Genomic DNA, 22,761 nt, shown 5'->3' with positions numbered 1-22,761 from the left:
CATCACATGGCCTTCCGTATTCTTCCGGCGATGCATTGAGGCGGTGGGAAACTTGGTCATTCCGGGGCGATGCGTGGCGATGCGACAGCATCGAACTATGGTGCGCAATTGCGCACCTGAGGTTCGCCTCTTCGAGGCGCCCCGGAATGACCGTGCGGAGGGATGTTGCCTTGCTGGGCTACCCCGCCGCCTTTGCCTCGCGGCGGCGCGCGGTGAGAATGTACTCGGTGTAGCCGTTCGGCTGCGTGCGGCCCTTGAAGATGAGATCGCAGGCTGCCTTGAAGGCGACACCATCGAACGACGGCGCCATCGGCCTGTAGAGGGGATCGCCGGCATTCTGCTTGTCGACCACCGCCGCCATCCGCTTCAGCGATTCCATCACCTGATCCTCGGTGACGACGCCCTGATGCAGCCAGTTCGCCAGATGCTGGCTGGAGATGCGTAAAGTGGCGCGGTCTTCCATCAGGCCGATGTCGTGGATGTCGGGCACCTTGGAGCAGCCGACGCCCTGGTCGATCCAGCGCACGACATAACCGAGAATGCCCTGGCAGTTGTTGTCGATCTCCTGCCTGACATCATCGGGCGCCCAGTTCGATTTCGACACCGGGATGGTGAGAATGTCCGAGAGCTTGGCGCGCGGCCCGCCCTTGGCGAGCTCCTGCTGGCGCGCAAGCACGTTGACCTGATGATAGTGCAATGCATGGAGCGTCGCCGCGGTCGGCGAGGGCACCCAGGCGGTGGTGGCGCCGGCCTGCGGATGCGCCAGCTTCTGCGCCAGCATGTCGGCCATCTTGTCGGGCGCGGCCCACATGCCCTTGCCGATCTGGGCGTGTCCGGGGAGGCCGTCGATCAGGCCGATATCGACGTTCCAGTCCTCATAGGCCTTGATCCAGGGCTGCGACTTCATCTCGTTCTTGCGGATCATCGGACCCGCTTCCATCGAGGTGTGAATCTCGTCGCCGGTACGGTCGAGGAAGCCGGTGTTGATGAAGACAATCCGCTTCAATGCCTGCTGGATGCAGGCCTTGAGGTTGACCGTTGTGCGGCGCTCCTCGTCCATGATGCCGACCTTCATGGTGTTGACCGGCAGCGACAGCATCTTCTCGACGCGCTCGAAGATGTCGCAGGTCAGCGCGACCTCGTCGGGGCCATGCATCTTCGGCTTGACGATATAGACCGAGCCGGTGCGGCTGTTCCTCACCCTGGAAAGGCCCTTCAGGTCGTGGATCGCGAGCAGGCCGGAGACGGCGGCATCGAGCATGCCTTCCGGAATCTCCTCGCCCTTCTCGTCCAGCACCGCATCGGTGAACATGTGATGGCCGACGTTGCGGATCAGGAGCAGGCTGCGGCCATGCAGCGTGAGCTCCTTGCCATCGGGCGTCTTGTAGACGCGGTCGCCGTGGAGCGAGCGGGTCATGGTCTTGCCGCCCTTGTCGAAATCGGCCGACAAGGTGCCGTTCATCAGGCCGAGCGTGTTGCGATAGACCAGCACCTTGTCCTCGGCGTCGACAGCGGCAACGCTGTCTTCCATGTCGAGGATGGTGGAGACCGCCGCCTCGATGATGATGTCGGCGACGCCGGCGGGATCGTCCTTGCCGATGACGTGGCTGCGATCGATCTTGATCTCGATATGCAGGCCGTTGTTGACGAGCAGAACGGCCGAGGGCGCGGCGGGATCACCCTGGTAGCCGGCGAACTGTTCCTTCGATTTCAGTGCGGTGGCGTTGCCGCTCTTCAGCTTCACCGCGAGCTGTCCGGCAACGACGCTATAGGCGCTGACGTCGGTGTGGCTGCCGGTTGCGAGCGGCACGGCGGCATCCAGGAAGGCCTTGGCCTTGGCGATCACCTTGTCGCCGCGTGCCTTGCTGTAGCCTTTCCCGGTTTCGCTCGGATCATGCGGGATCGCGTCGGTGCCGTAGAAGGCGTCGTAAAGCGACCCCCAGCGTGCGTTCGCCGCGTTCAGCGCGTAACGCGCATTGGTCAGGGGGACGACGAGCTGCGGTCCGCAGATCTTGCCGATCTCCTCGTCGACATCGGCCGTTTCCACCTTTTGCGTCGCCGGCTCGGGCAGGAGATAGCCGATCTCCTTCAGGAAGGCGGTATAGGCATTGATATCGACCGGCTTGCCCTTATTGGCGCGGTGCCAGTCGTCGATCTTGGCCTGCAGCGTGTCGCGGACGGCGAGCAGCTCGCGGTTTCTGGGCGTGAGATCGCGGATGATCGCGGCAAGCCCCTTCCAGAACGCGTCGGGGTCGATCCCGGTCTTGGGTGCCGCCTCCTTGGCAATGAAATCGAACAGGACCGGGGCGATCTTCAATCCGTGAGCTTCGATACGCGTCATGATGGTCTTTTCTCGCGAGCAAACAGCGCTTTCGGGGATAACGGCAAAAGCGCCGCGAAGGGGCGGCGGGGACGCCCTTTTAGCCCCAAAGCCCGGGCCAGCGGAAGGGCCTCACCACGGTCTTGATCCCTCGCCGAACGGTCCCTGAGGTACGCCCTGCGCGGGCCGTGAAGGGCCGCGCAAAATGCCCCAGGCTCAGTACGCCCTCGGTCTGCGAGCGTCGAAAGCGGCACGGAAGCTGCTTTGCGCAGCCCTTAGAGCCTGCCATCGGGGAGGTCGATGCCTTCTCTCTGCAGGTGCTCTTCTCCTTTCGAGAAGATACGTGTCGCCGGGCTTGGCCTCAGGGGGCAAAAATTCTATGGTTGCGCCGCAACGAGAAAGAAAAATTTTCTCTTTGTGCGGCTTGAAAGCCGCTTATAAAGAAAACAATTCTAGTCGACCCCGAGGATCCGGGGGGAAGCGAGTGTCACATGCGATTTTTGCCGGTGTTTCTTGACCTGCAATCCGGACCGGTGCTTCTCATCGGTTCCGGCGAGCTTGCGCAGGCCAAGCTCCGGGTGCTGGCCGCCGCCGGCGCGCAGGTGCGCTGGTACGCGGCATCAGGCGAGCATGATGTGAGCGGCCTGGAGAGCGCGCAAGCGGCAAAGATCGAGCGCGCCACCGGCGATCCGCTCACGGCCGATCTCGACGGGGTCGTCGCCGTCTTTTGCGCGGGCGCGGGCGACGTCGGCGTGGCAATGTCGGCCCGGGCGAGATCACTGGGCCTGCCGGTCAATGTCATGGACGACCTGGCGCATTCCAGCTTTATCTTTCCCGCCATCGTTGATCGCGGCGACGTGGTGGTCGCGATCGGGACCGGCGGTGCCTCGCCGGTGGTGGCGCGGCGCGTGCGCGAGCGCATCGAGGCGGCGTTGCCGTCGCGGATCGGCGAGCTCGCCAATTTCATCGGTCGTTTTCGCAAATCGATCCACGAGCGGATCCCCGAATTTCTGCTGCGCCGCCGTTTCTGGGAGAAGGTGATCGACGGCAAGATCGGCGCGCTTGTTCTTTCCGGGCGCGATAGTGAGGCGGAGGCCACACTCAACGAGATCGATGACCCCTCCGCTTTCGCCGGTGCTCTAGCCTCCGGCGAGGCGGAAGGCAGCGTGACGCTGGCTGGCGCCGGCCCCGGCGATCCCGACCTGCTGACGGTGAAGGCGCTGCGCGCGCTGCAGGATGCAGATATCGTCTTCTACGACGAAGACGTCGCGTCGGGCATTCTGGATCGCATTCGCCGCGACGCGGCGCGCGTGGCGGTGAACCGCGCAGACCAGGATGCTGCCATCGCGCAGGTCGTAGCGGCCGCGAAAGCTGGACGGCGGGTGGTGTTGCTGAAGGCCGGCGACGTTTACGGACCGGGCCGCGGCGGCAAGGCTATCACGGCGCTGCGCGAGGCCGGCGTCACTCATTTCGTCGTGCCGGGCGTCGTCGCCGATTTCGGCGAGGTGCGGCCGTTCTCGTCTTCTGCGCTTTCGCGCCCGCCGCGCAGTGGCACGGCAAAGGCCTCCAACAACTGACTCTCAAGGAAATCCGGGAAGCTCTGGAATGACCTCTCCGCTCGAACAGAAAATCAGGATCACCGGTCCGTCCGTGGTCACCGCCAACCGCACCTGGGATGGCACGGTGGTGTACCGCACGGCGACCAAAGGATGGTCCACCGACCTTGCCGATGCCGCCGTGGTGCGGGCGGTCCCGGAAGCGCGCGCGCTGCTCGCCGAAGCCGTCGCCGACGATCTTGGCGCTGTCGGTGCCTATATCGCGCCGGTCGAGATCGGCGAGAGCGGCAAGATTGCGCCCGGCAACTTGCGCGAACGGATCCGCGCGAGCGGCGTCACCATCGATCTGCTGCCGGTTCCGGCGTGAGAGCCTGACCATGTATGCCTATGACGAAATCGACCGCACGCTGATCGACGAGCGTGTCTCCGAATTCCGCGACCAGGTGAAGCGGCGCCTCTCCGGCGAGCTCACCGAGGACGAATTCAAGATGCTGCGGCTGCAGAACGGCGTCTATCTGCAGTTGCACGCCTATATGTTCCGCGTCGCCATTCCCTACGGCACGCTGTCGTCAAAGCAGCTCCGGCGGCTTGCTCATGTGGCGCGGCGCTACGACCGCGGCTACGGCCACTTCACCACGCGGCAGAACATCCAGTTCAACTGGATCAAGCTTGCCGATCTGCCGGATGCGCTCGCCGACCTTGCCGAAGTCGGCATTCATTCGATGCAGACCTCCGGCAACAACACGCGCAACGTGACCTCGGACCAGTGGGCGGGCGTTGCGCCCGGCGAGGTCGAGGATCCCCGCATCTGGTCGGAAATCTTGCGGCAATACACCACGCTACATCCGGAATTCTCCTTCCTGCCCCGCAAGTTCAAATTCGCGATCACCGCGTCCGAGCCTGATCGTGCCGCGATCAAGATCCACGACATCGGCCTGCGGCTGCACAAGAACGAGCAGGGCGAAACCGGCTTCGAGGTCCTGGTCGGCGGCGGCCTTGGCCGCACGCCGTTCATCGCAAAGACGATCCGTCCGTTCGTGCACGGCCGCGATCTCCTGAGCTATGTCGAAGCGATCATGCGCGTCTACAACCAGTATGGCCGGCGCGACAACATCTACAAGGCGCGCATCAAGATCCTGGTGCACGAGCTCGGCATCGCTAAATTCGCTGAAGAAGTCGAGGAAGAGTGGCAGCATATCCGCGACAGTGATCTGAAGCTCGACGCGGCGACCATCGAGGACATCCGCTCGCGCTTTACCTATCCCACTTACGCGAAGCTCCCGCACATGCCTGACGAGCTACGCAAGGCCGCGCATGATCCGCTGTTCGAGCGCTGGCGCAAGAATTCGGTGTCTCCGCACAAGGTGCAGGGCTACTCGATCGTGACGATCTCGCTCAAGCCGGTCGGCGGTCCGCCCGGCGACGCGACCGCGGAGCAGATGGATGCGCTCGCCGATCTCGCCGACAAATATTCGTTTGGCGAAATCCGGGTCGGCCATGAGCAGAACCTGGCGCTGCCGCATGTCGCCAAGCACGATTTGCCGGCGTTGTGGAAGGCGCTGGACAGAATAGGGCTCGCGACGCCCAACGTGAACCTCGTGTCGGACATCATCGCCTGCCCGGGGCTCGACTATTGCTCGCTCGCCAACGCCCGCTCGATCCCGATCGCGCAGGAGTTGACGCGGCGCTTTGCCAACCACGACACCGCCGACCTGATCGGCCGGCTGCACATCAACATCTCCGGCTGCATCAATGCCTGCGGTCATCACCATGTCGGCCATATCGGCATTCTCGGCGTGGAGAAGAACGGCGAGGAGTTCTACCAGATCACCATTGGCGGCCGCGCCGACGAGAAGGCCGAGCTCGGCACTTTGATCGGTCCGTCGGTGCCCTACAACGAGGTCGCCGACGTGATCGAGGACATCGTCGAAGCCTATCTCGCGCTGCGCGCAACGCCGGACGAGCTCTTCATCGACACGGTGAAGCGGCTCGGGGTCGAGCCATTCAGGGAGCGGGTCTATGCCACTCGTTAGGAGCGGAAAAATCTCTCAGGACGATTTCGTGCAACTCGCGGACGACGCGCCGCTGCCGGAGAAAGGCGCGGTGCTGGTTTCGGCCGCGCGGTTTCTGGCCGATCCGCAAGTGCTGCTGCAGCGCCCCGACAGGCTTGGGGTGATCTGGCCGAACAACCGCGATCTCGACGACCTCGTCCCGCATCTCGAGCGGATCGCGCTGGTGGCGCTGGTGTTCCCAACCTTCCGCGACGGCCGCGCCTACAGCCAGGCACGCTTGTTGCGCGAGCGCTATGGCTTCCGCGGCGAATTGCGCGCCACGGGACAGGTGCTGCGCGACCAGTTCGTGTTCATGCTGCGCGCCGGCTTCGATGCCTTCGACGTCAAGAAGCAGGCTGATGCGGAAGCCTTCAGTCAGACCGTGAAGCGCTACTCGGTGTTTTATCAGCCGACCGGAGACGGCCGGCTTGCGGCGCCGTTCCGGCGCCTGCAATTGCGCCATTCCGAGAGTGCCGGCCTATGAACGCGCTCAACCAACAATTTGCAATCGAGACGGGCGCCGGCGATCTGCCGGCGGCGGAAGAGTTGGCGCGCGCCCTCGCCGATGCCTCCCCGGCGGATATCATCGCCGCAGCGGTGCGGACGGTGGGACGCGACAAGCTCGCGCTGGTGTCCTCCTTCGGCACCGAATCCGCGGCGCTGCTCAAGGTGATGGCGGATGTCGATCCTGCCATCCCCGTGATCTTTCTGGACACGGGGTGGATCTTCGAAGAGACGCTCGCCTATCGCGACACGCTGATCCAGACGTTGGGCCTGTGCGACGTTCGCTCCATCAAGCCGTCGGCCGAGGCGCTGTCGCGCGAAGATCCGAATGGCGATCTCTGGTTTTCCAATCCGGACGCGTGCTGCCGCATCCGCAAAGTGGAGCCGCTGGCGCAGGCGCTGAAGCCGTTCGACGCCTGGCTCAACGGGCGCAAGCGGTTTCAGGGCGGGCTGCGTGCCGCGATCCCCGTGGTCGAAGACGACGGCGCGCGGCTGAAATTCAATCCGTTCGCCAACGTCTCGCGCGCCGATATCGAGGCGATCTACAAGACCGCCAACCTGCCGCAGCATCCGATGATGGCTGCCGGCTTTCTTTCGGTTGGCTGCATGCCCTGCACCAGCCGCACCGAAGCGGGCGAAGATGCGCGCGCCGGCCGCTGGCGCGGGCGCGCCAAGTCCGAGTGCGGCATCCATGTCACCAAATCTGCCTAGCATGTGAAGAAAGCTCTCGGCCGGCGATGTCGCCGGCCTGCAGGTTGGATGCCTTGTGCATGCAAGGCGCGTCGTGTGGGCGCTGATCTTCGCGCTTCCGACTCTCGTTATGGCTAATGGAGAATGAGAATGATGCGCCGCGTGTTGTTTGCTGCCGCCGCAATGTTGTGGGCCGGCTCGGTTCATGCAGCCGATATCACCCTGCTCAACGTCTCCTACGATCCGACGCGCGAGCTTTATACCGAGTTCAACAAGGCGTTTGCGAGCGCCTACCAGAAAGAAGCCGGCAAGAGCGTGGAGATCAAGCAGTCCCACGGCGGCTCGGGCGCCCAGGCGCGCGCCGTGATCGACGGCCTTCAGGCCGACGTGGTCACGCTTGCGCTCGCCTATGACATCGACGCGATCGCGGCCAAGGGCCTTCTCGCCAAAGATTGGCAGAAGCGGTTGCCGCAAAACGCCTCGCCCTATACCTCGACCATTGTTTTTCTCGTGCGCAAGGGCAATCCAAAGGGCATCAAGGATTGGGACGACCTGGTGAAGCCGGGCATCGACGTCATCACGCCGAACCCGAAGACCTCCGGCGGCGCACGCTGGAATTATCTTGCGGCCTGGGGCTTTGCCCTGAAGACATACGGCTCGGCGGACAAGGCAAAGCAGTTCGTGGCCGATCTCTACAAGAACGTGCCGGTGCTGGATACCGGCGCGCGCGGCGCGACCGTGACTTTTGTCGAGCGTGGCGTCGGCGATGTGTTGCTCGCCTGGGAGAACGAAGCTTTCCTGGCGCTGCGCGAGTTCGGCGCCGACAAGTTCGAGATCGTCGCGCCGAAGGTGTCGATCCTGGCCGAGCCGCCGGTTGCCGTGGTGGATGCCGTTGCCGACAAAAAGGGCACGCGCGCCGTGGCCGAGGCCTATCTGAAATATTGGTATACCAAGGAAGGCCAGGAAATCGCCGCACGCAACTCCTATCGTCCACGCGATCCGGAGATCGCCAAGCAATACGAAAAATCGTTCGCCAAGGTTGAACTCTTCACCATCGACGACGTTTTCGGTGGTTGGACCAAGGCGCAGAAGGATCATTTCGCCGAAGGCGGGATGTTCGATCAGATCTACAAGAACTAAAATCTTTGCGCAGGGGCCTTTGTGAGCGCGGGCATCAGACGACGCAGCACGCTGCCGGGGTTCGGCCTTTCCATGGGGCTGACGCTCACCTGGCTATCCCTGATCGTGCTGATTCCCTTGGCCGGTCTGTTCGTGAAGACGCTTGAGCTCAGCCCGGATCAGTTCTGGAGCATCGTCAGCAGCCGCCGCACCCTGAGCGCGCTGAAGATCTCGTTCGGCCTCGCCTTCCTTGCCGCGCTCGTCAACCTGGTGATGGGCACGATCGTGGTCTGGGCTCTGGTGCGTTACCGCTTTCCGGGCCGCAAGATCTTCGACGCCATCGTCGATGTACCCTTTGCCTTGCCGACGGCCGTCGCCGGTGTCGCGCTGACCGCGCTGTTTGCGGAGAAGGGCTGGCTAGGTGCGCCGCTGTCGGCGCTCGGCGTCAAGGTCGCGTTCACGCCGGTCGGTATTTTCGTTGCGATGATCTTCATCGGCATCCCCTTTGTGGTGCGCACGGTGCAGCCGGTGCTGCAGGATCTCGATCCCGAGATCGAGGAGGCCGCCGCCAGCCTCGGCGCCAGCCGCTGGCACACCATCTCGAAGGTGATCCTGCCGGGCCTGACGCCCGCGCTGTTGACCGGGCTCGCGCTGGCCTTCGCGCGCGCGGTCGGCGAATACGGCTCCGTCATCTTCATCGCCGGCAACCTGCCGAACGTCTCGGAAATCGCGCCGCTGCTGATCGTCATCCGCTTGTCGGAATTCCGCTATGCGGACGCCACCGCGATCGCGGTGGTGATGCTGGTGGTGTCATTTGCGATCATCTTTGTGGTGAACCGCTTGCAACGCTGGGCGCAAATGCGCGCCGGCGGATGAGAGGGTCGATGAGCATCGAAATGACGCTGCAACGGGGCCGCGTCGCCGCTTCCGCCAGGGAAGACGGCGCCGACGCGCCCGCCGCCGCGCTCGGCCACGTCAGCCCGCGCACCGAGCCGAAGCTCGTGCGCATCGCGATTACCGCGATCGCCGTCACGTTCCTGACGCTGTTCGTCGTGCTGCCGCTGGTTGTGGTCTTCGCGCAAGCCTTTGCGCAAGGCGTTGGCGTCTATTTCGCCGCGCTATCGGACCCGGAGGCGCTATCTGCCATCCGGCTGACGCTGCTGGTGGCCGCGGTTTCGGTCAGTCTCAATCTGGTGTTCGGGCTGATCGCCGCCTGGGGAATCGCGAAGTTCGAGTTTCCGGGCAAGACGTTCCTGATCTCGCTGATCGATCTGCCGTTCTCGGTGAGCCCGGTGATCTCAGGCCTGGTGTTCGTACTGCTGTTCGGCGCCCAGGGGTTTTTCGGCCCTTTGCTCGCCCAGCACAATATTCAGGTGCTGTTCGCTCTGCCGGGCATCGCGCTGGCCACCATCTTCGTCACCTTTCCCTTCGTGGCGCGCGCGCTGATTCCGCTGATGCAGGAGCAGGGCACCCAGGAAGAGGAGGCCGCAATCTCGCTCGGCGCCTCCGGTCTGCAGACGTTCTTCCGCGTCACGCTGCCCAACATCAAATGGGGCCTGCTCTATGGCGTGCTGCTGTGTAACGCCCGCGCCATGGGTGAATTCGGCGCGGTGTCGGTGGTGTCGGGACACATTCGCGGGCTGACCAACACCATGCCGCTGCTGGTCGAAATTCTCTACAACGAATATCAGTTCGTCGCTTCCTTCGCGGTGGCCTCGCTGCTCGCGATGCTGGCGCTGATCACGCTGGTGGCAAAGACCATCCTCGAACGACGCCTGGACAATGAGGACATCGCGCCGTGACCATCGAAGTCAGAAATCTCACCAAGACGTTCGGCAGCTTTGTCGCGCTCGACGATGTCGATCTCACGGTCGGCGACGGCGAGCTCCTGGCACTGCTCGGCCCCTCCGGCTCCGGCAAGACCACGCTGCTTCGGATCATCGCCGGCCTGGAATGGCCCGATGCCGGCGAGGTCACCATCGACGGCGAGAGTGCGCTGTCGCGCGGCGCGGGCGAGCGTAATGTCGGCTTTGTGTTCCAGCATTACGCGCTGTTCCGCCATATGAGCGTGTTCGAGAATGTCGCGTTCGGCCTGCGCGTGCAGCCGCGCAGGATACGCAAGAGCGAGGCCGCGATCCGCGCCCGCGTCAAGGAATTGCTCGATCTGGTGCAGCTCGACTGGCTCGCCGATCGCTATCCGAACCAGCTCTCCGGCGGGCAGCGCCAGCGCATCGCGCTCGCCCGCGCGCTCGCCATCGAGCCGCGCATCCTTCTGCTCGATGAGCCCTTCGGCGCGCTCGACGCCAAGGTGCGAAAGGAGCTGCGGCACTGGCTGCGCTCGTTGCACAAGGAAATCCGCGTGACCTCGATCTTCGTCACCCACGACCAGGAGGAGGCGCTCGAGGTCGCCAATCGCGTCGTGGTGATGGACAAAGGACGGATCGAGCAGACCGGTACGCCGACCGAGGTCTATGACCATCCGGCAAACGCCTTCGTGCATGGCTTTATCGGCGAATCCATCGAATTGCCTGTCGAGGTGACGGATGGCCAGGTGCGGCTTGGCGATAGCCCGCTTGCGATTGCCGCCGAGGGCCTGGTTTCAGGTCCCTCAAAACTCTTCGTGCGGCGCCATGACATGCAGGTCGGGCCATCCGGCAGCGGCCTGTTGCAGGGCGCGGTGATTCGCGTGCGTACCTTCGGCCCGGTCCAGCGCGCGGAAGTGGCGCTGACGGGAGGCAATAAAGCCATCGAAATCGACGCGCCGCGAGACCAGGAACTCCGGCCCGGAGATATCGTCGGGCTAAAGCCGCGCCACTATCGGATCTTTGCGGCGTAGCGCTCCGTCATTCCGGGGCGATGCGTTCAGCATCGAACTATGGTGCGCAATTGCGCACCTGAGAATCTCGAGATTCCGGGTTCGGTCCTATGGACCGCCCCGGAATGACGGAAACTGTGACCATCTTCACCTTTCAGCCACTGTTGGCATGCAACAACGCCCCCTCTCATTGGGGGTCTTTCATGCGTGCGTGGGCTGCAATTCTCGTAACTTTATTGCTTGCAGGCTGCGCGGCGGAAGCGCCGGTCGAAACGCCGGCGATGTATATCGACATGGCGACCCCGGGCGCGAAGCTCGATCCGGTGGCCGCGGCCACCATGATCTCACAATATCGCCAGAACAATGGGCTCGGCCCTGTCGTGGTGGATCCCGCGCTCATGCAACTTGCGGAGACCCAGGCGAGCGCCATGGCGAATGCCAACAAGCTCGACCATGATGTCAGGGCACCGCTGGCAAAGCGTCTCAATGGGGCGGGCTATGCAGCGGTCAAGGCAGTCGAAAATGTCTCGGCCGGCTATCACACGCTGGCGGAGGCGTTTTCCGGCTGGCGCGACTCACCGCCGCATCGCGCCAACATGCTGAGTGGCGGTGTCACAAAATTAGGCATTGCCGCGAGCTATGCTCCCAACACCAAGTACAAGGTGTTCTGGACATTGATTCTGGCCGAGCCGGGCGCGGTATAGTGATCTGAGAAGACCGTCGTGCTGGTTGACGCCGTGGCGAAGTGACGCCACGGTGCAAGCCTCGTTCACGTCTGACGGATCAACTGACCGATCAAAATGACGGATTATGCCCATCCAATGCCGGCCGAGACGCCTGCGAAGGCGCAGCGCGTACTGGTCCTGCAGGGCGGGGGTGCGCTCGGCTCATACCAAGCCGGGGCGTATCAGGCGCTCTGCCATTTCGATTTCGAGCCGGATTGGATCGCCGGCATCTCGATTGGCGCGGTGAATGCGGCCATCATCGCCGGCAATGAGCGCGAGAAGCGCATCGCCAAGCTCAAGGAATTCTGGCAGATGGTCGCGTCGCCGGTTCCCTGGCATCCGATCAGTAATGGCGAGCGCAGCCGCTCGTTTTTCAACGAGACCAGCGCGGCGCTGATCGCCACTTTCGGCGTTCCCGGCTTTTTCACGCCGCGCATCCCTCCGGCGCCGCTGTGGCCCAAGGGCAGCCTGCAGGCCGTGAGCTATTACGACACGACGCCACTGAAGACGACGCTGGAGCGGCTGGTTGATTTCGACCGCATCAACGACCTGAAATGCCGCTTGAGCGTCGGCGCCGTCAGCGTCACCACGGGCAATTTCCGCTATTTCGACAATTTCGAATTCCGCAAAATGGGCAAGAAGATCGGCCCGGAGCACATCATGGCTTCGGGCGCGCTGCCGCCGGGCTTTCCGCCGGTCGAGATCGAGGGCGAGCATTATTGGGATGGCGGCATCGCTTCCAACACGCCGCTCGATTACGTGCTCGATGCGGAAGTCGACCGCGATCTCCTGATCTTCCAGGTCGATCTGTTCAGCGCGCGCGGGCCGCTGCCGACCACGCTTCTTGAGGCGGCGGAGCGGGAAAAGGACATCCGCTATTCCAGCCGCACCCGCATGAACACCGACAAGAACCGCCAGATCCACAACGCGCGCAAGGCGCTGCGCGACCTGATGGACAAATTGCCGGATTATCTGAAGAACGATCCGTCGGTCGAGATTCTTTGCAAGGCGGCGCGGGAAAACACCGTCACGGTGGTGCACTTGATCTATCGCAGCAAGAATTACGAGACCAACTCGAAGGATTATGATTTCTCGCATGTCGCCATGGTGGAGCACTGGGAGGCGGGCGTACGCGACGTGCACCTCTCGATGCGCCACAAGGATTGGTTGGAGCGGCCGCAATCCGACGAAACCATGGTGACCTATGATCTCACCGGGGGCCTCAGCGGCGTCCCCGTCAAGAAGGAGTAAGCGGAATGGGTATTTTGTCAGGCAAGACCGCGGTCGTGACCGGTTCGACCAGCGGCATCGGGCTCGCTTATGCGCGCAAATTCGCGTCCGAAGGCGCCAACATCGTGCTGAACGGCATGGGCGCGCCGGCCGATATCGAGAAGGAGCGCTCGAGCATCGAGAGCGATTTCAAAGTCAAGGCGGTGCATTCGCCGGCCGACATGACCAAGCCCGCCGAGATCGCCGAGATGATCGCGCTCGGGGAAAAGTCCTTCGGCTCCGTCGATGTGCTGGTCAACAATGCCGGCATCCAGTTCGTCTCGCCGATCGAGGAGTTTCCGCCCGAGAAATGGGAGGCGATCATCGCCATCAACCTGTCCTCGGCCTTCTATGCGATCCGCGCCGCCGTTCCGGGCATGAAGAAGCGCGGCTGGGGCCGCATCATCAACACGGCCTCCGCCCATTCGCTGGTCGCTTCGCCGTTCAAGTCGGCCTACGTCTCCGCCAAGCATGGCATCGCCGGCCTCACCAAGACCGTGGCGCTCGAGCTTGCAACTTTCAAGATCACCTGCAACTGCATCAGCCCGGGCTACGTCTGGACGCCGCTGGTCGAAAAGCAGATTCCCGACACCATGAAGGCGCGCAATCTGACTCGCGAGCAGGTCATCAATGACGTGCTGCTCGACGCGCAGCCGACCAAGCAGTTCGTCACGGTCGAGCAGGTCGCCGCGCTGGCACTGTTCCTGTGCAGCGACGATGCCGCGCAAATCACCGGCAGCAATCTCTCGATCGACGGCGGCTGGACCGCGGAGTGAGCCGTCAGGGTGGTCATGCCCCGTCAACGGGTCGGCGCAAAGCGCCGCCCGATGACAAGCTCCGGCGGGGCATCCAATACTTTGCGGCTTCTCGGCTTCCGCAACTGTCTGCTCTGCAATACTGGATCACCCGCCTTCGCGGGTGATGACCGTCGAACAAGTAGGTTATCTCCCGAACGCCAGCACGTGCAGTCCGAGTCGGCGGCGGACGATCGCGAACAGCAGGACCGTCTCAAAGCTCAGCGAGATCGAGGTCGCGGCCGCGGCGCCGTGGCCACCGTAGCGCGGCACCAGCAGAACGCAGAGCGCGACGTTCATGGCGAAGGCCGCGGCGTAGGCGGCGGCGCAGACATGCTGATGGCCGAGCATGTTGAGCAGCCGCTCGACCGGGCCGATCGCCGCGCGCACCACGAGTCCGATGGCGGCCACGAACATGATGTCGTAGCCAACAACGAATTTCGGCCCGAACAGCCATAGCAGCGGCTTGCCCGCCGCCAGCAGCACAATGGTCGCGGCCAGCGAAGGCCAGAACGTCCAGTTGATCGCATGCACGACATAGGCCGACAGCCGTTCCTTGTCGCCAAGCGCGTTGTATTCGGCAAAGCGATGCGCCGTGGTGGCCGACATCGCGTAGTGAATGAAGGAAACCAGCGCCAGCGTCTTCACCACAGCGAAATAGACGCCGACCTCCTCGGGGGTGCGAAACTGCTGCAGCACCAGCACGTCGGTGTAGGACAAGAGCAGATAAAAGCTCTCGACCAGGAGAATCGGCAGCGAGATCGCGAGCCAGGCACGGACATCGTAAGCGCGTGGTCCCGGCGCCACGTGGCGCGCGAGCCGGCGGTTGAGCACGATCATCTGTCCGATCATGGCGATCCACACCGCACCCGCGCTTGCGGCCATGGCGGCGCTGGCGCCGAGATGAAAGCCGAGCACAAGAGCGCCGGCGGTAAGGCCGATGATGAGCGCCTGGCGAACGATGAATTGCGGCATCAGGCCGAGCCGCATCCAGTCATGCGAGCGCGCGATCCCATCCTGCGTGTTGGCGACCACGAAGGCCGGCAGCGTCAGGCAGCCGATGTAAAGCGGAATGACCTCGCGCGCCTCGATCCAGGGCGACAGCAGCGTGACCACGCCCGCCATCGCGGCGGAAAGGAGCGTGGAGGCCGCAAAGGTCATCCAGCGGCTGCCGAGGAGAAAGCCGCGCAGCAGAGCATCGTTGTGGCTCGTGCGGTATTCCGGAATGATCTTTTGCGCGGAAGCGGAAATGCCGAAATCCATCATGCTGCCGAGCAGCAGCACCCAGGTCCATACATAGACATAGGTGCCATAGTCGGATCCGCCCATCCAGCGCGCCAGCAGGATTTGCGACAGATAGGCGAGGGCTGCGCTGATGACGCGAATGACGAAAATGGTGCCGGCCAATCGTCGCGTCAGCGATGCCTCGCTGGAGCCGCCCGCGAGCACGGCCCGCAGCCGCGCGATCAGGCGGGCTTGCGCGCCTGCTGCAGGTTGAGCGTCGATCGAGGCCACGGCGCGGGCATCCGGTTGCATAACCGCGCGAAGGCGGCGACCGCCTCATCTATCAACGCTTCCTTAAGAAACGGTTGGATAGGCCCGTCATTCCGGAGCGATGCCACCGGGGCCGCGCGAAGCGCGGCCCGCCGACAGGCTCCGCATCGAACTATGGTGCGCAATTGCGCACCTGAGAATCTCGAGATTCCGGGTCTGGTGCCGGCGCACCATCCATGAATGACGCTTCGCGTCAGTCCAAATTAATATTGAACTCATATGCCCGGTCGCCGCCGACCAATGTCAGCTTCAGCGCGGCGCCTTCCGGATTGACGCCCGGCGGGACGCCTTCCAGCGCAAAGGCGAAGCGCTTCACGCCGGGCGGGCCGTGCTCCAGCAGCTTCGGAACCGGCAAGCCCCAATCCGGCGTCGGCCCCTCGACGAAGAGATCGAGCTGCCGCGTGTCGGGAGACACCACGTCGACCAGCACCTCCGATCGTCCCTCGCGCTTGACATCGCGGATCGTCAGCGGGTTGGGGTCGCCGACGTTGGCGGGTTTCGGAACCGTGTCGAGCGCGGCGAACAGCGCGCTATCCTCGGTGCTCGCCACGCTGTTGAAGGTAAGTTCGGCATTGGCCTGCACCGGGATGCAGAGCTTTTCGCAAACCGCATAGTTGATCTCGGCGCGCAGCGTTACCGGCTTCTCGGCATTCTTCGCGACGATCCGCAGCGGCAGCACCACCTGATCGTGATAGCCGAGCGAGGTGCCGCCGGCACCATCGTCGAATTTTGTCGGTGCCGGCCACAACACAGTCACAGCTTCGACATTGTCGGACTTCGAGAAGTCGAAGCGCGGCGGTACTCCGGAATCACCGGGCGTGCGCCAATAGGTATGCCAGCCCGGCTTGAGCTGAAAGGCGATGCCGCCGAGCAGCACCGCGCCACTGCGCGATCCCGCCAGCAGCCGCACTGCGGAATGAGCGTCCTCTTGCCAGGGCGATGCATCCTGCGCGCGGGCTCCGACGGCGACGAGCGATGCCAAAATCATGGCGGCGAAGCCGAGTGCAGCGCGGCTAGGAACAATAGCGGTCATGGAACGTCTTTACAGGCTGTCTCAGGTGCAAACTATTGAATTGCTTGTGAAGGTGCGCAGGTCTCGCGCCGGCTGGCGAAAGTCAACGGGGTCCTTGAGCGGATTCACGCCTCGGGTTTAGCCCGGAAGGTTGATTGACAGAAGAGCGACCCAATATCAGGATACAACCCACGGAGAGAGTGCTTGCGGATGGACCCTGAAGGCAAAGGACCGGACGACGTTCGCCGCGAAAGTGTCGGCGTTGGCGATAATGCGTCCAAGCGTGGCTATCTTGACGGGCAGCTCCTGATTGCGATGCCTGTGATGGGTGATCCCCGCTTCGAGCGCTCGGTCATCTATCTGTGCGCGCATTCATCCGAGGGCGCCATGGGCATCATGGTCAATCGCCCCGCCGGCAGCATCGATTTTCCGGAACTGCTGGTTCAGCTCAACATCATCAACAAGGCGGATCAGATCAAGCTTCCCGACAGCGCCGAGAGCATGCAGGTATTGCGCGGTGGGCCGGTGGATACCGGCCGCGGCTTCGTGCTGCATTCCAGCGATTTCTTCATCGAGAATGCAACGCTCAAGATCGCCGATGGCATCTGCCTGACCGCGACCGTCGACATCCTCAAGGCCATCGCCAAGGGCCGGGGCCCCAAGCATGCCATTCTCGCGCTTGGTTATGCGGGCTGGGCGCCGGGCCAGCTCGAGAACGAGATCCAGGAGAACGGCTGGCTGCATTGCGATGCCGATCCCGAACTGATCTTCGGCAACGACATCGAGGAAAAATACGCCCGCGCCCTGCGCAAGATCGGCATCGATCCCGGCATGCTCTCGAACGAAGCCGGGCACGCGTAGTTTTGCACGCATGCCGTTGTCATCCCGGCGGAGGCCGGGACCCATAACCACAGGCAGCAGTTTGGGCGCGAGCCACTCTCCTCCACGATGCCCGGGCTTGTCCCGGGCATCTACGCCTTTGCTGCCGGAGCAAACGGGATGGCCGGGACAAGCCCGGCCATGACGAGCTTGGGGCTGGGATTTCCAGCTTTACTACCGCCTGCGGTGACGGAGTCCGGGCCTTTGCCGGGACGACAACCGGCCGCTATTCCGCCGCCTGAAGCTGCTGCTTAACCGTCGGCTCGGTGCCGGCGATGGTGGCGCGGCGCATGTCACGTGGTTGCGACTGGTCGTAGCGGCGGACGCGGTGCACGGTCTGGCGGTTGTCCCACATCACGAGATCATGCAGCGACCATTTATGGACATAGACGAACTCGGGCTGCGTAGCGTACTCGGTCAGATCGCGCAACAACAGCCGTCCCTCGGGCATGCTCATGCCGACCACCTTGCCGGCGTGAGACGATAGATAAAGCGACTTGCGGCCATGGGCGGGATGCGTGCGGACCAGGCGCTGCAGCACCGGCTTGAACATCTCCTTCTCTTCCTCGCTGTAATCGGTGAAGCCGAGCGAGCCGCGCGAATACATCAGCGAATGTTCGCAGATGAGATCCTCGATCTCCGCCTTGGTCTCGTCGTCGAGCGCGTCATAGGCCGCGCGCATGTCGGCGAATTCGGTGTTGCCGCCTTTCGGGTTCACCACGCGCGCCGACAACAGCGAGTATTTTGCGGGGATGGCGCGGAACGAACTGTCGGAGTGCCACAGGCAATTGCCGAGATTGAACAGGTGCGCGCGATGGTCGCGCGGCAGCGGCTTGCCGTCCTTGCCCAAATTGGAGACGTCGTTGAGGGGCGAGTCGAGGCGGTAGTCTTCCTTCCTGGTGACGTTGCCGCCGCGCGGATTCTCCCGCTCGCCGAAATTCAACGCAAACGCCATCTGCTGCTCGTCGGTGATGTCCTGACCGTGAAAGACCAGCACGGCGTATCTGTCCATCGCCGCCTCGATCTCGCGCGCTTGTTCCGCCGTCAAAGGCTGCCGCACATCGAGCCCGGAGACTTCGCCGACAAAATGCTTGTGCAACTGCCGGATCGAGATGGCCATCGCGTTCCTCCTGACTTTGTTTTCGCGGGATTTCCCGCTTTCGTAGCGCGAAAGGCTACTCTGCCGCGGTTCCTTGTCAACGTTCCCCGGCCCGTGCACCGCACACGGCTGTCATGCCGGGACTTGAGTTGCGCGCGGGCCTTCGCTCAAACTGGCGAGAAGCAGACGACGCCTAGAGGAGGATCAAGGAGATGAACGAGCTCGATTTCAGCGGCAAGCAAGTCTTCGTGGTCGGCGGCTCCAGCGGCATCGGCAACGGCATCGCGCAGGCCTTTCGAAAGAAGGGCGCGCGTGTTGCGGTCTGCGGCACGCGCGCGAAAGCCTCCGACTATGCGGCGGAGGGGGGCTCGCGTCTGGAGGGGATCGACTATACGCGGCTCGATGTCAGCGATCCCCTGACGATCGAAAGCTTCAATCCCTATTTCGACCGCCTCGACGTGCTGGTGCTGGCGCAGGGCGCGGTGATCTACCAGCGCGGTGAATTCGAGATGGCGGGCTTTCGCAAGGTGCTCGAGATCAATCTGATCAGCTTGATGGCGTGTGCGACCAAATTCAAACCGATGCTGCAGGCGACCAAAGGCTCCCTAATCATCGTCAGCTCGACCGCGGCCTTTCACGCGACCATGGGCAATCCCGCCTACAACGCCTCCAAGACCGGCGCGCTCGGATTGACGCGGACGCTGGCGCAAGCCTGGGCGGAAGACGGCATTCGCGTCAACGGCATCGCGCCCGGCCTCGTCGACACCAAGATGACCAAGATCACCACGGATAATCCAAAGCGGCTTCAGGAGGCGCTGTCGCGGATCCCGCTCAAGCGGCTGGGCACGCCGGCCGACATGGCAGGCGCCGCGCTGTTTCTCGCCTCGCCGCTCGCGTCTTACATCATCGGCCAGACGATTGTGGTCGATGGCGGCTTGATCCTGTGAAGCTTTCGGCGCGTCATTCCGGGGCGCCTCGAAGAGGCGAACCTCAGGTGCGCAATTGCGCACCATAGTTCGATGCTGTCGCATCGCCCCGGAATGACAGCGAGATTTGGGCGAATGCGTTACTGCACCGCAGCCGAATGCCCGACATTCGCCGGCGGCCGCGGCGCGCCGGGTGCTGCCGGCGGCTTGGCCGGCGCCTGCTGTTTCGGCGCGCCGCCGAAGCCGAAGAAGTCCCCGAAGCTCGGCTCATGCGGCTGGGCAGGTCTTTGCTGCTGCTGAGGCTGCTGCGCGGGCTTGGCTTGCTTCTGCTGCGAATTGGGCGCCGCATGTGGGCTATCCCCGGCGGTACCTGCCGGCGCGGCAGGTGTGACCGCCGGAGCCGCCGGCGTGGTTGCGGCGACCGGTGCGTCGCCCTTGGCCGGCTCCTTGGCCGGTTCGTGACCAACCTCCCGGCGCGGCCAGAGAAAATCATCGGCCCGCCCGGGGGGCGGTGTCAGCGGCTCGCCCTTGACCAGCGTTCGCGCGGCGAGCGCATCGACCGCGGCCGGGCGCGATCCCGGACCGCCCAGCAATTGATCGCTGTTCACGGAGGCCGCGACCAGCGGCACGATCGGTCCCGCCAGCGGGCGCGGCGCGGGCTGGCCGGGGGCGGCGTTGGTATCCGGCGTCGCCGGCTCGGTCGGCAGCGCGACCGGTCCCGAACGCGCAGCGAGCAGGCGGGTGATCTCGCGCTCGACATAATGGGCGAGCTTGCGCGAACCATATTTGGTGAAATAGACGCCGTCATAGCTGCGGAGCTGGCGGATCTGGCCTTCGAAGTCGGGGCCCTTCTGCAGGTAGCGTCCAGCCTCGTCGACGAAGCCGTCCCAGACATCGACATAGGTGATGCCGGCCTTGCCGGCGGCATCGCGATAGAGCGAATCCAGAAACAGCGTGTCCGCCGTCCCCTTCGGTCCGCGCACGGCCGGCAATCCGACCCAGACCACCGGCACGCCCTTCGACTTCAGCACGGCGACCATCTCGTCGATCTTCTTGTTGTAGAGCTCGACCCAGCGCTCGTCGCGAAACTGATAGATCCCGTTCGGCGAACGCGGGGCCCTTTCCGGCGGCGTGTCGGCGTTGGCGGCGTCATCCTGCGGCAGTTCGCTGTCGGCCGCCTTCTCGTCGGGCTTTGCTGCCGTATCGGCTGCGTCCTTGTTTGGCGGCTTCGCATCCGCCGGTTTGTTGTCCGGCTTGCGCGCGGTCTTGTCGTTCTTTTTCTCGGGCTGCTTGTCGGTCTTTTCCGTAGCGGGCTCGCGAAGGGGAATGCGGTCGTTCAGGCCCAGCATCATCACGATGACATCGGGTTTTTCGGCGGCGAGGATGTCTTTTGCCGCGGCCGCCCAATCGGCTGGCGCACCCTTGGGCTGATACTGGATCAGGCCGGATACCGTCTTGATCTTCCTGATGACGCCGATGTCGGGCTGTTCGGCATAGGCATCCTCCAGGCCGTAGGCGAGCCAGTCGGCCATCGCATCGCCAAGCACCAGCACGTTACGCTCGGGCACCGTGTCGCGCTTCTCAGGCGGCGGAGCCTTGGAAAAATCCTGGTAAACGCGCTTGGGCGCAGGCTCGGGTGCCGGCCGAAACGGCGCGAAGAAGTCGCCGCCACCGCCGCCGAACCAGCCGCCGCCGAACCAGCCGCCACCGCCGCGCGGCGCGGAGCGCTGCGGCGGGCCGCCGAAATTGAAGAACTGCGCGGAGGCCGGCCCCACGATCCCGACCAAAAGCGCCAGCGCCACCGTCAACGCGATCAGCGGCCCGGCCTCGGTCAACAGCTTGAGAAAGGGTTTTTGTCTCATGCGGCTTTCGATCGCGAAACGGCAAAACCAGCCCAGAACATAATAATGCAATAGGGCCGCAAACGGGCGAATTCCATCTGAGATAAACCGGCCCTGTGCGGGCGCCGTCAAGCCCGGCCGTCAGATGTACCGTTCAGGGCCCCGTTTTGCGCCGGAACGGGCGGTTTCAGCGCCCGCGCAACCGCTCCAGCATGTCGGCGGAGGCGAAGCCGTCGGCCGGCGCCCCGATCGAGACCTGGAAATTGCGCAAGGCCTCCCGCGTCTGTCCGCCGAACTGCCCGTCCGGGGTCCCGCGGTAGAAGCCACGCTCGACCAGGAGCTGCTGCAGTTCCAGCCGTTCGGCCCGCGACAATTCGCGCTCCTGCCGCGGCCACGGCTGCACGAAGGGCGCGCCCCCGTGCAAACGGTCGGCGAAATGGCCGATCGCGAGCGCATAGGCCTCGGCAGGGTTGTATTTCATGATGACCCGGAAATTCTGCAGCATCAAAAAGCCGGGGCCCTCGGCGCCGGCGGGCGCCAGCAGGTAGGCCTTGTCCGTGGGATGCGGGAAGGCGCCACCGGCGGCGCGGGTGATGCCGAGATGTTCCCACTGGGCGATGGTCATGGTCTTGGCGCGGTCGGCCAGCATGTAATTGAAGCCTTGCGGGACCTTGACCTCGTAGCCCCAGGTCTGACCGGCCTGCCATCCGTCCTTCTTCAGATTGTTGGCCGTGGAGGCGATCAGGTCGGCTGGATCGTCCACCACGTCCTTGCGGCCGTCGCCATCGGCATCGACGGCATAGCGCTTGAATGCGGTGGGCATGAACTGGGTCGGCCCGAAGGCGCCGGCCCAGGAGCCGCGCATCTGCTCGGGCCGCAGATCGCCATTGTGGAGGATTTCCAGCGCCGAGAGAAACTCGTCGCGAAAATAGGCTTGGCGGCGGCCGATACAGGCGAGCGTTGCGGTGGATTGCAGCACGCTGCGGTCGCCGATCTGGGTGGAATAGTTGGATTCGATGCCCCAGATCGCTGCGATCGTGTAGCGATCGACGCCATAGGCCTTTTCGGCGGCATCGAATTGCGACTTATACTTCGCAAGAATCTCACGGCCCTTGGCGAGGCGATCCTCGTTCACGAGAATGTCGAGATAATCCCAGATCGACTTGGTGAACTCCGGCTGCGCGTCCAGCAGGTCCATGATGCGCAGGTCGGGGGTGATCCCGGTTGTAAACCGCTCAAAGCTCTCCTGGCTGACGCGGCGGCGGGCGGCGTCCGGCCACATCGACGCAACGCAATTGTCGAAATTGGCCGCGGCCTGCCGAATTGCTGCGGCCGTCATCAATGGATGGCCGGAAGCGCCGTCCTCGCCGCTCCAAGGTGTGGCACCGTTTGCGCCGGGGGCTGGGGCCGGCGAGTCGGCCTTTGGCCCGGAGAACAGGCCCCCGAACAGGCTGGAGAGCCCGCCGCCTCCAGCTTGCGCCTTCGCGCCGGCCATCGGCAGCAGGCTGGCTGCGACCAAAAGCGCACTCGCCAACGTCAGCGCCAAAGGTTCCATGCGTTTCGTCATGTCCTACCCTGCCACGTGAATTTTGGCTTTCAGGAGGCCT

19 protein-coding genes and 1 pseudogene are annotated in these 22,761 nt (G+C 63.9%); 14 read left to right on the top strand and 6 right to left on the bottom strand.

Features of this window, described 5'->3' with window-relative positions:
• Window positions 1-178 precede the first annotated feature (178 nt).
• Entirely contained in the window at window positions 179-2,341 is a 2,163-nt protein-coding gene (locus P6U23_RS35520) for a malate synthase G (protein WP_407176943.1), read from the bottom strand.
• A 470-nt stretch (window positions 2,342-2,811) separates the two neighbouring features.
• Between P6U23_RS35520 and P6U23_RS35515 the strand changes: the two are divergent.
• The 12 genes and pseudogenes from P6U23_RS35515 to P6U23_RS35460 all read left to right on the top strand — a co-directional run.
• A pseudogene (locus P6U23_RS35515) lies at window positions 2,812-3,837 on the top strand (SAM-dependent methyltransferase); the annotation flags it as partial.
• A gap of 88 nt (window positions 3,838-3,925) precedes the next feature.
• Window positions 3,926-4,243, top strand: a complete 318-nt coding sequence (locus P6U23_RS35510; protein ID WP_024507691.1) for a DUF2849 domain-containing protein — start codon at window positions 3,926-3,928, stop codon at window positions 4,241-4,243.
• 10 nt (window positions 4,244-4,253) lie between these two features.
• Window positions 4,254-5,909 (top strand): nitrite/sulfite reductase, encoded by a 1,656-nt coding sequence (locus P6U23_RS35505; RefSeq protein ID WP_407176942.1) that lies wholly within the window; start codon window positions 4,254-4,256, stop codon window positions 5,907-5,909.
• Window positions 5,896-6,411, top strand: a complete 516-nt coding sequence (locus P6U23_RS35500) for a DUF934 domain-containing protein (protein WP_407176941.1) — start codon at window positions 5,896-5,898, stop codon at window positions 6,409-6,411. The genes P6U23_RS35505 and P6U23_RS35500 overlap by 14 nt, the downstream gene beginning before the upstream one ends.
• Window positions 6,408-7,142 (top strand): phosphoadenylyl-sulfate reductase, encoded by a 735-nt coding sequence (locus tag P6U23_RS35495; RefSeq protein ID WP_407176940.1) that lies wholly within the window; start codon window positions 6,408-6,410, stop codon window positions 7,140-7,142. The genes P6U23_RS35500 and P6U23_RS35495 overlap by 4 nt, the downstream gene beginning before the upstream one ends.
• 129 nt (window positions 7,143-7,271) lie before the next feature.
• On the top strand, window positions 7,272-8,261 hold the full coding sequence (locus tag P6U23_RS35490; protein WP_407176939.1) for a sulfate ABC transporter substrate-binding protein: 990 nt from the start codon (window positions 7,272-7,274) through the stop codon (window positions 8,259-8,261).
• Window positions 8,262-8,333: 72 nt separating this feature from the next.
• Window positions 8,334-9,116, top strand: coding sequence for a sulfate ABC transporter permease subunit CysT (cysT, locus tag P6U23_RS35485; RefSeq protein ID WP_407181695.1), 783 nt, complete (start codon window positions 8,334-8,336; stop codon window positions 9,114-9,116).
• 8 nt (window positions 9,117-9,124) lie between these two features.
• The gene (cysW, locus tag P6U23_RS35480; RefSeq protein ID WP_407176938.1) at window positions 9,125-10,042 is read left to right on the top strand and encodes a sulfate ABC transporter permease subunit CysW; all 918 of its coding nucleotides are present in this window, start codon (window positions 9,125-9,127) and stop codon (window positions 10,040-10,042) included.
• Window positions 10,039-11,076 carry a sulfate/molybdate ABC transporter ATP-binding protein gene (locus tag P6U23_RS35475; protein WP_407176937.1) on the top strand — a complete coding sequence of 346 codons (1,038 nt, stop codon included), beginning with the start codon at window positions 10,039-10,041 and terminating at the stop codon, window positions 11,074-11,076. The genes cysW and P6U23_RS35475 overlap by 4 nt, the downstream gene beginning before the upstream one ends.
• 182 nt (window positions 11,077-11,258) lie before the next feature.
• Window positions 11,259-11,759 (top strand): CAP domain-containing protein, encoded by a 501-nt coding sequence (locus P6U23_RS35470; protein ID WP_407176936.1) that lies wholly within the window; start codon window positions 11,259-11,261, stop codon window positions 11,757-11,759.
• 96 nt (window positions 11,760-11,855) lie between these two features.
• Window positions 11,856-13,031 (top strand): DUF3734 domain-containing protein, encoded by a 1,176-nt coding sequence (locus tag P6U23_RS35465; RefSeq protein WP_407176935.1) that lies wholly within the window; start codon window positions 11,856-11,858, stop codon window positions 13,029-13,031.
• A 5-nt stretch (window positions 13,032-13,036) separates the two neighbouring features.
• Entirely contained in the window at window positions 13,037-13,825 is a 789-nt protein-coding gene (locus P6U23_RS35460) for a 3-hydroxybutyrate dehydrogenase (RefSeq protein WP_407176934.1), read from the top strand.
• A 165-nt stretch (window positions 13,826-13,990) separates the two neighbouring features.
• Here P6U23_RS35460 and P6U23_RS35455 read toward each other — a convergent pair whose 3' ends face one another.
• Window positions 13,991-15,358 carry an oligosaccharide flippase family protein gene (locus P6U23_RS35455; protein ID WP_407176933.1) on the bottom strand — a complete coding sequence of 456 codons (1,368 nt, stop codon included), beginning with the start codon at window positions 15,356-15,358 and terminating at the stop codon, window positions 13,991-13,993.
• Between the two features lie 232 nt (window positions 15,359-15,590).
• Window positions 15,591-16,430, bottom strand: coding sequence for a protein-disulfide reductase DsbD domain-containing protein (locus P6U23_RS35450; protein WP_407176932.1), 840 nt, complete (start codon window positions 16,428-16,430; stop codon window positions 15,591-15,593).
• Window positions 16,431-16,619: 189 nt separating this feature from the next.
• Here P6U23_RS35450 and P6U23_RS35445 point away from each other — a divergent pair, with 189 nt between their 5' ends.
• A complete protein-coding gene (locus tag P6U23_RS35445; RefSeq protein WP_407181694.1) occupies window positions 16,620-17,270 on the top strand; it encodes a YqgE/AlgH family protein in 651 nt (216 codons plus the stop codon).
• Between the two features lie 244 nt (window positions 17,271-17,514).
• Here P6U23_RS35445 and P6U23_RS35440 read toward each other — a convergent pair whose 3' ends face one another.
• Window positions 17,515-18,408, bottom strand: coding sequence for a TauD/TfdA dioxygenase family protein (locus P6U23_RS35440; RefSeq protein WP_407176931.1), 894 nt, complete (start codon window positions 18,406-18,408; stop codon window positions 17,515-17,517).
• A 191-nt stretch (window positions 18,409-18,599) separates the two neighbouring features.
• Between P6U23_RS35440 and P6U23_RS35435 the strand changes: the two genes are divergently transcribed.
• Window positions 18,600-19,334, top strand: coding sequence for an SDR family NAD(P)-dependent oxidoreductase (locus P6U23_RS35435; RefSeq protein ID WP_407176930.1), 735 nt, complete (start codon window positions 18,600-18,602; stop codon window positions 19,332-19,334).
• A 119-nt stretch (window positions 19,335-19,453) separates the two neighbouring features.
• Here P6U23_RS35435 and P6U23_RS35430 read toward each other — a convergent pair whose 3' ends face one another.
• Both P6U23_RS35430 and P6U23_RS35425 read right to left on the bottom strand, forming a co-directional pair.
• Window positions 19,454-21,175 carry a DUF459 domain-containing protein gene (locus P6U23_RS35430; RefSeq protein WP_407176929.1) on the bottom strand — a complete coding sequence of 574 codons (1,722 nt, stop codon included), beginning with the start codon at window positions 21,173-21,175 and terminating at the stop codon, window positions 19,454-19,456.
• A gap of 166 nt (window positions 21,176-21,341) precedes the next feature.
• Entirely contained in the window at window positions 21,342-22,721 is a 1,380-nt protein-coding gene (locus P6U23_RS35425) for a lytic murein transglycosylase (RefSeq protein WP_407176928.1), read from the bottom strand.
• Window positions 22,722-22,761: the final 40 nt, after the last annotated feature.

Origin of the sequence: Bradyrhizobium sp. STM 3562, from assembly GCF_045571435.1 — a bacterium.
Taxonomy (GTDB): domain Bacteria; phylum Pseudomonadota; class Alphaproteobacteria; order Rhizobiales; family Xanthobacteraceae; genus Bradyrhizobium.
The sequence above is the reverse complement of the archived record's forward strand: the minus strand, read 5'-3'. Positions and strand labels throughout refer to the sequence as shown.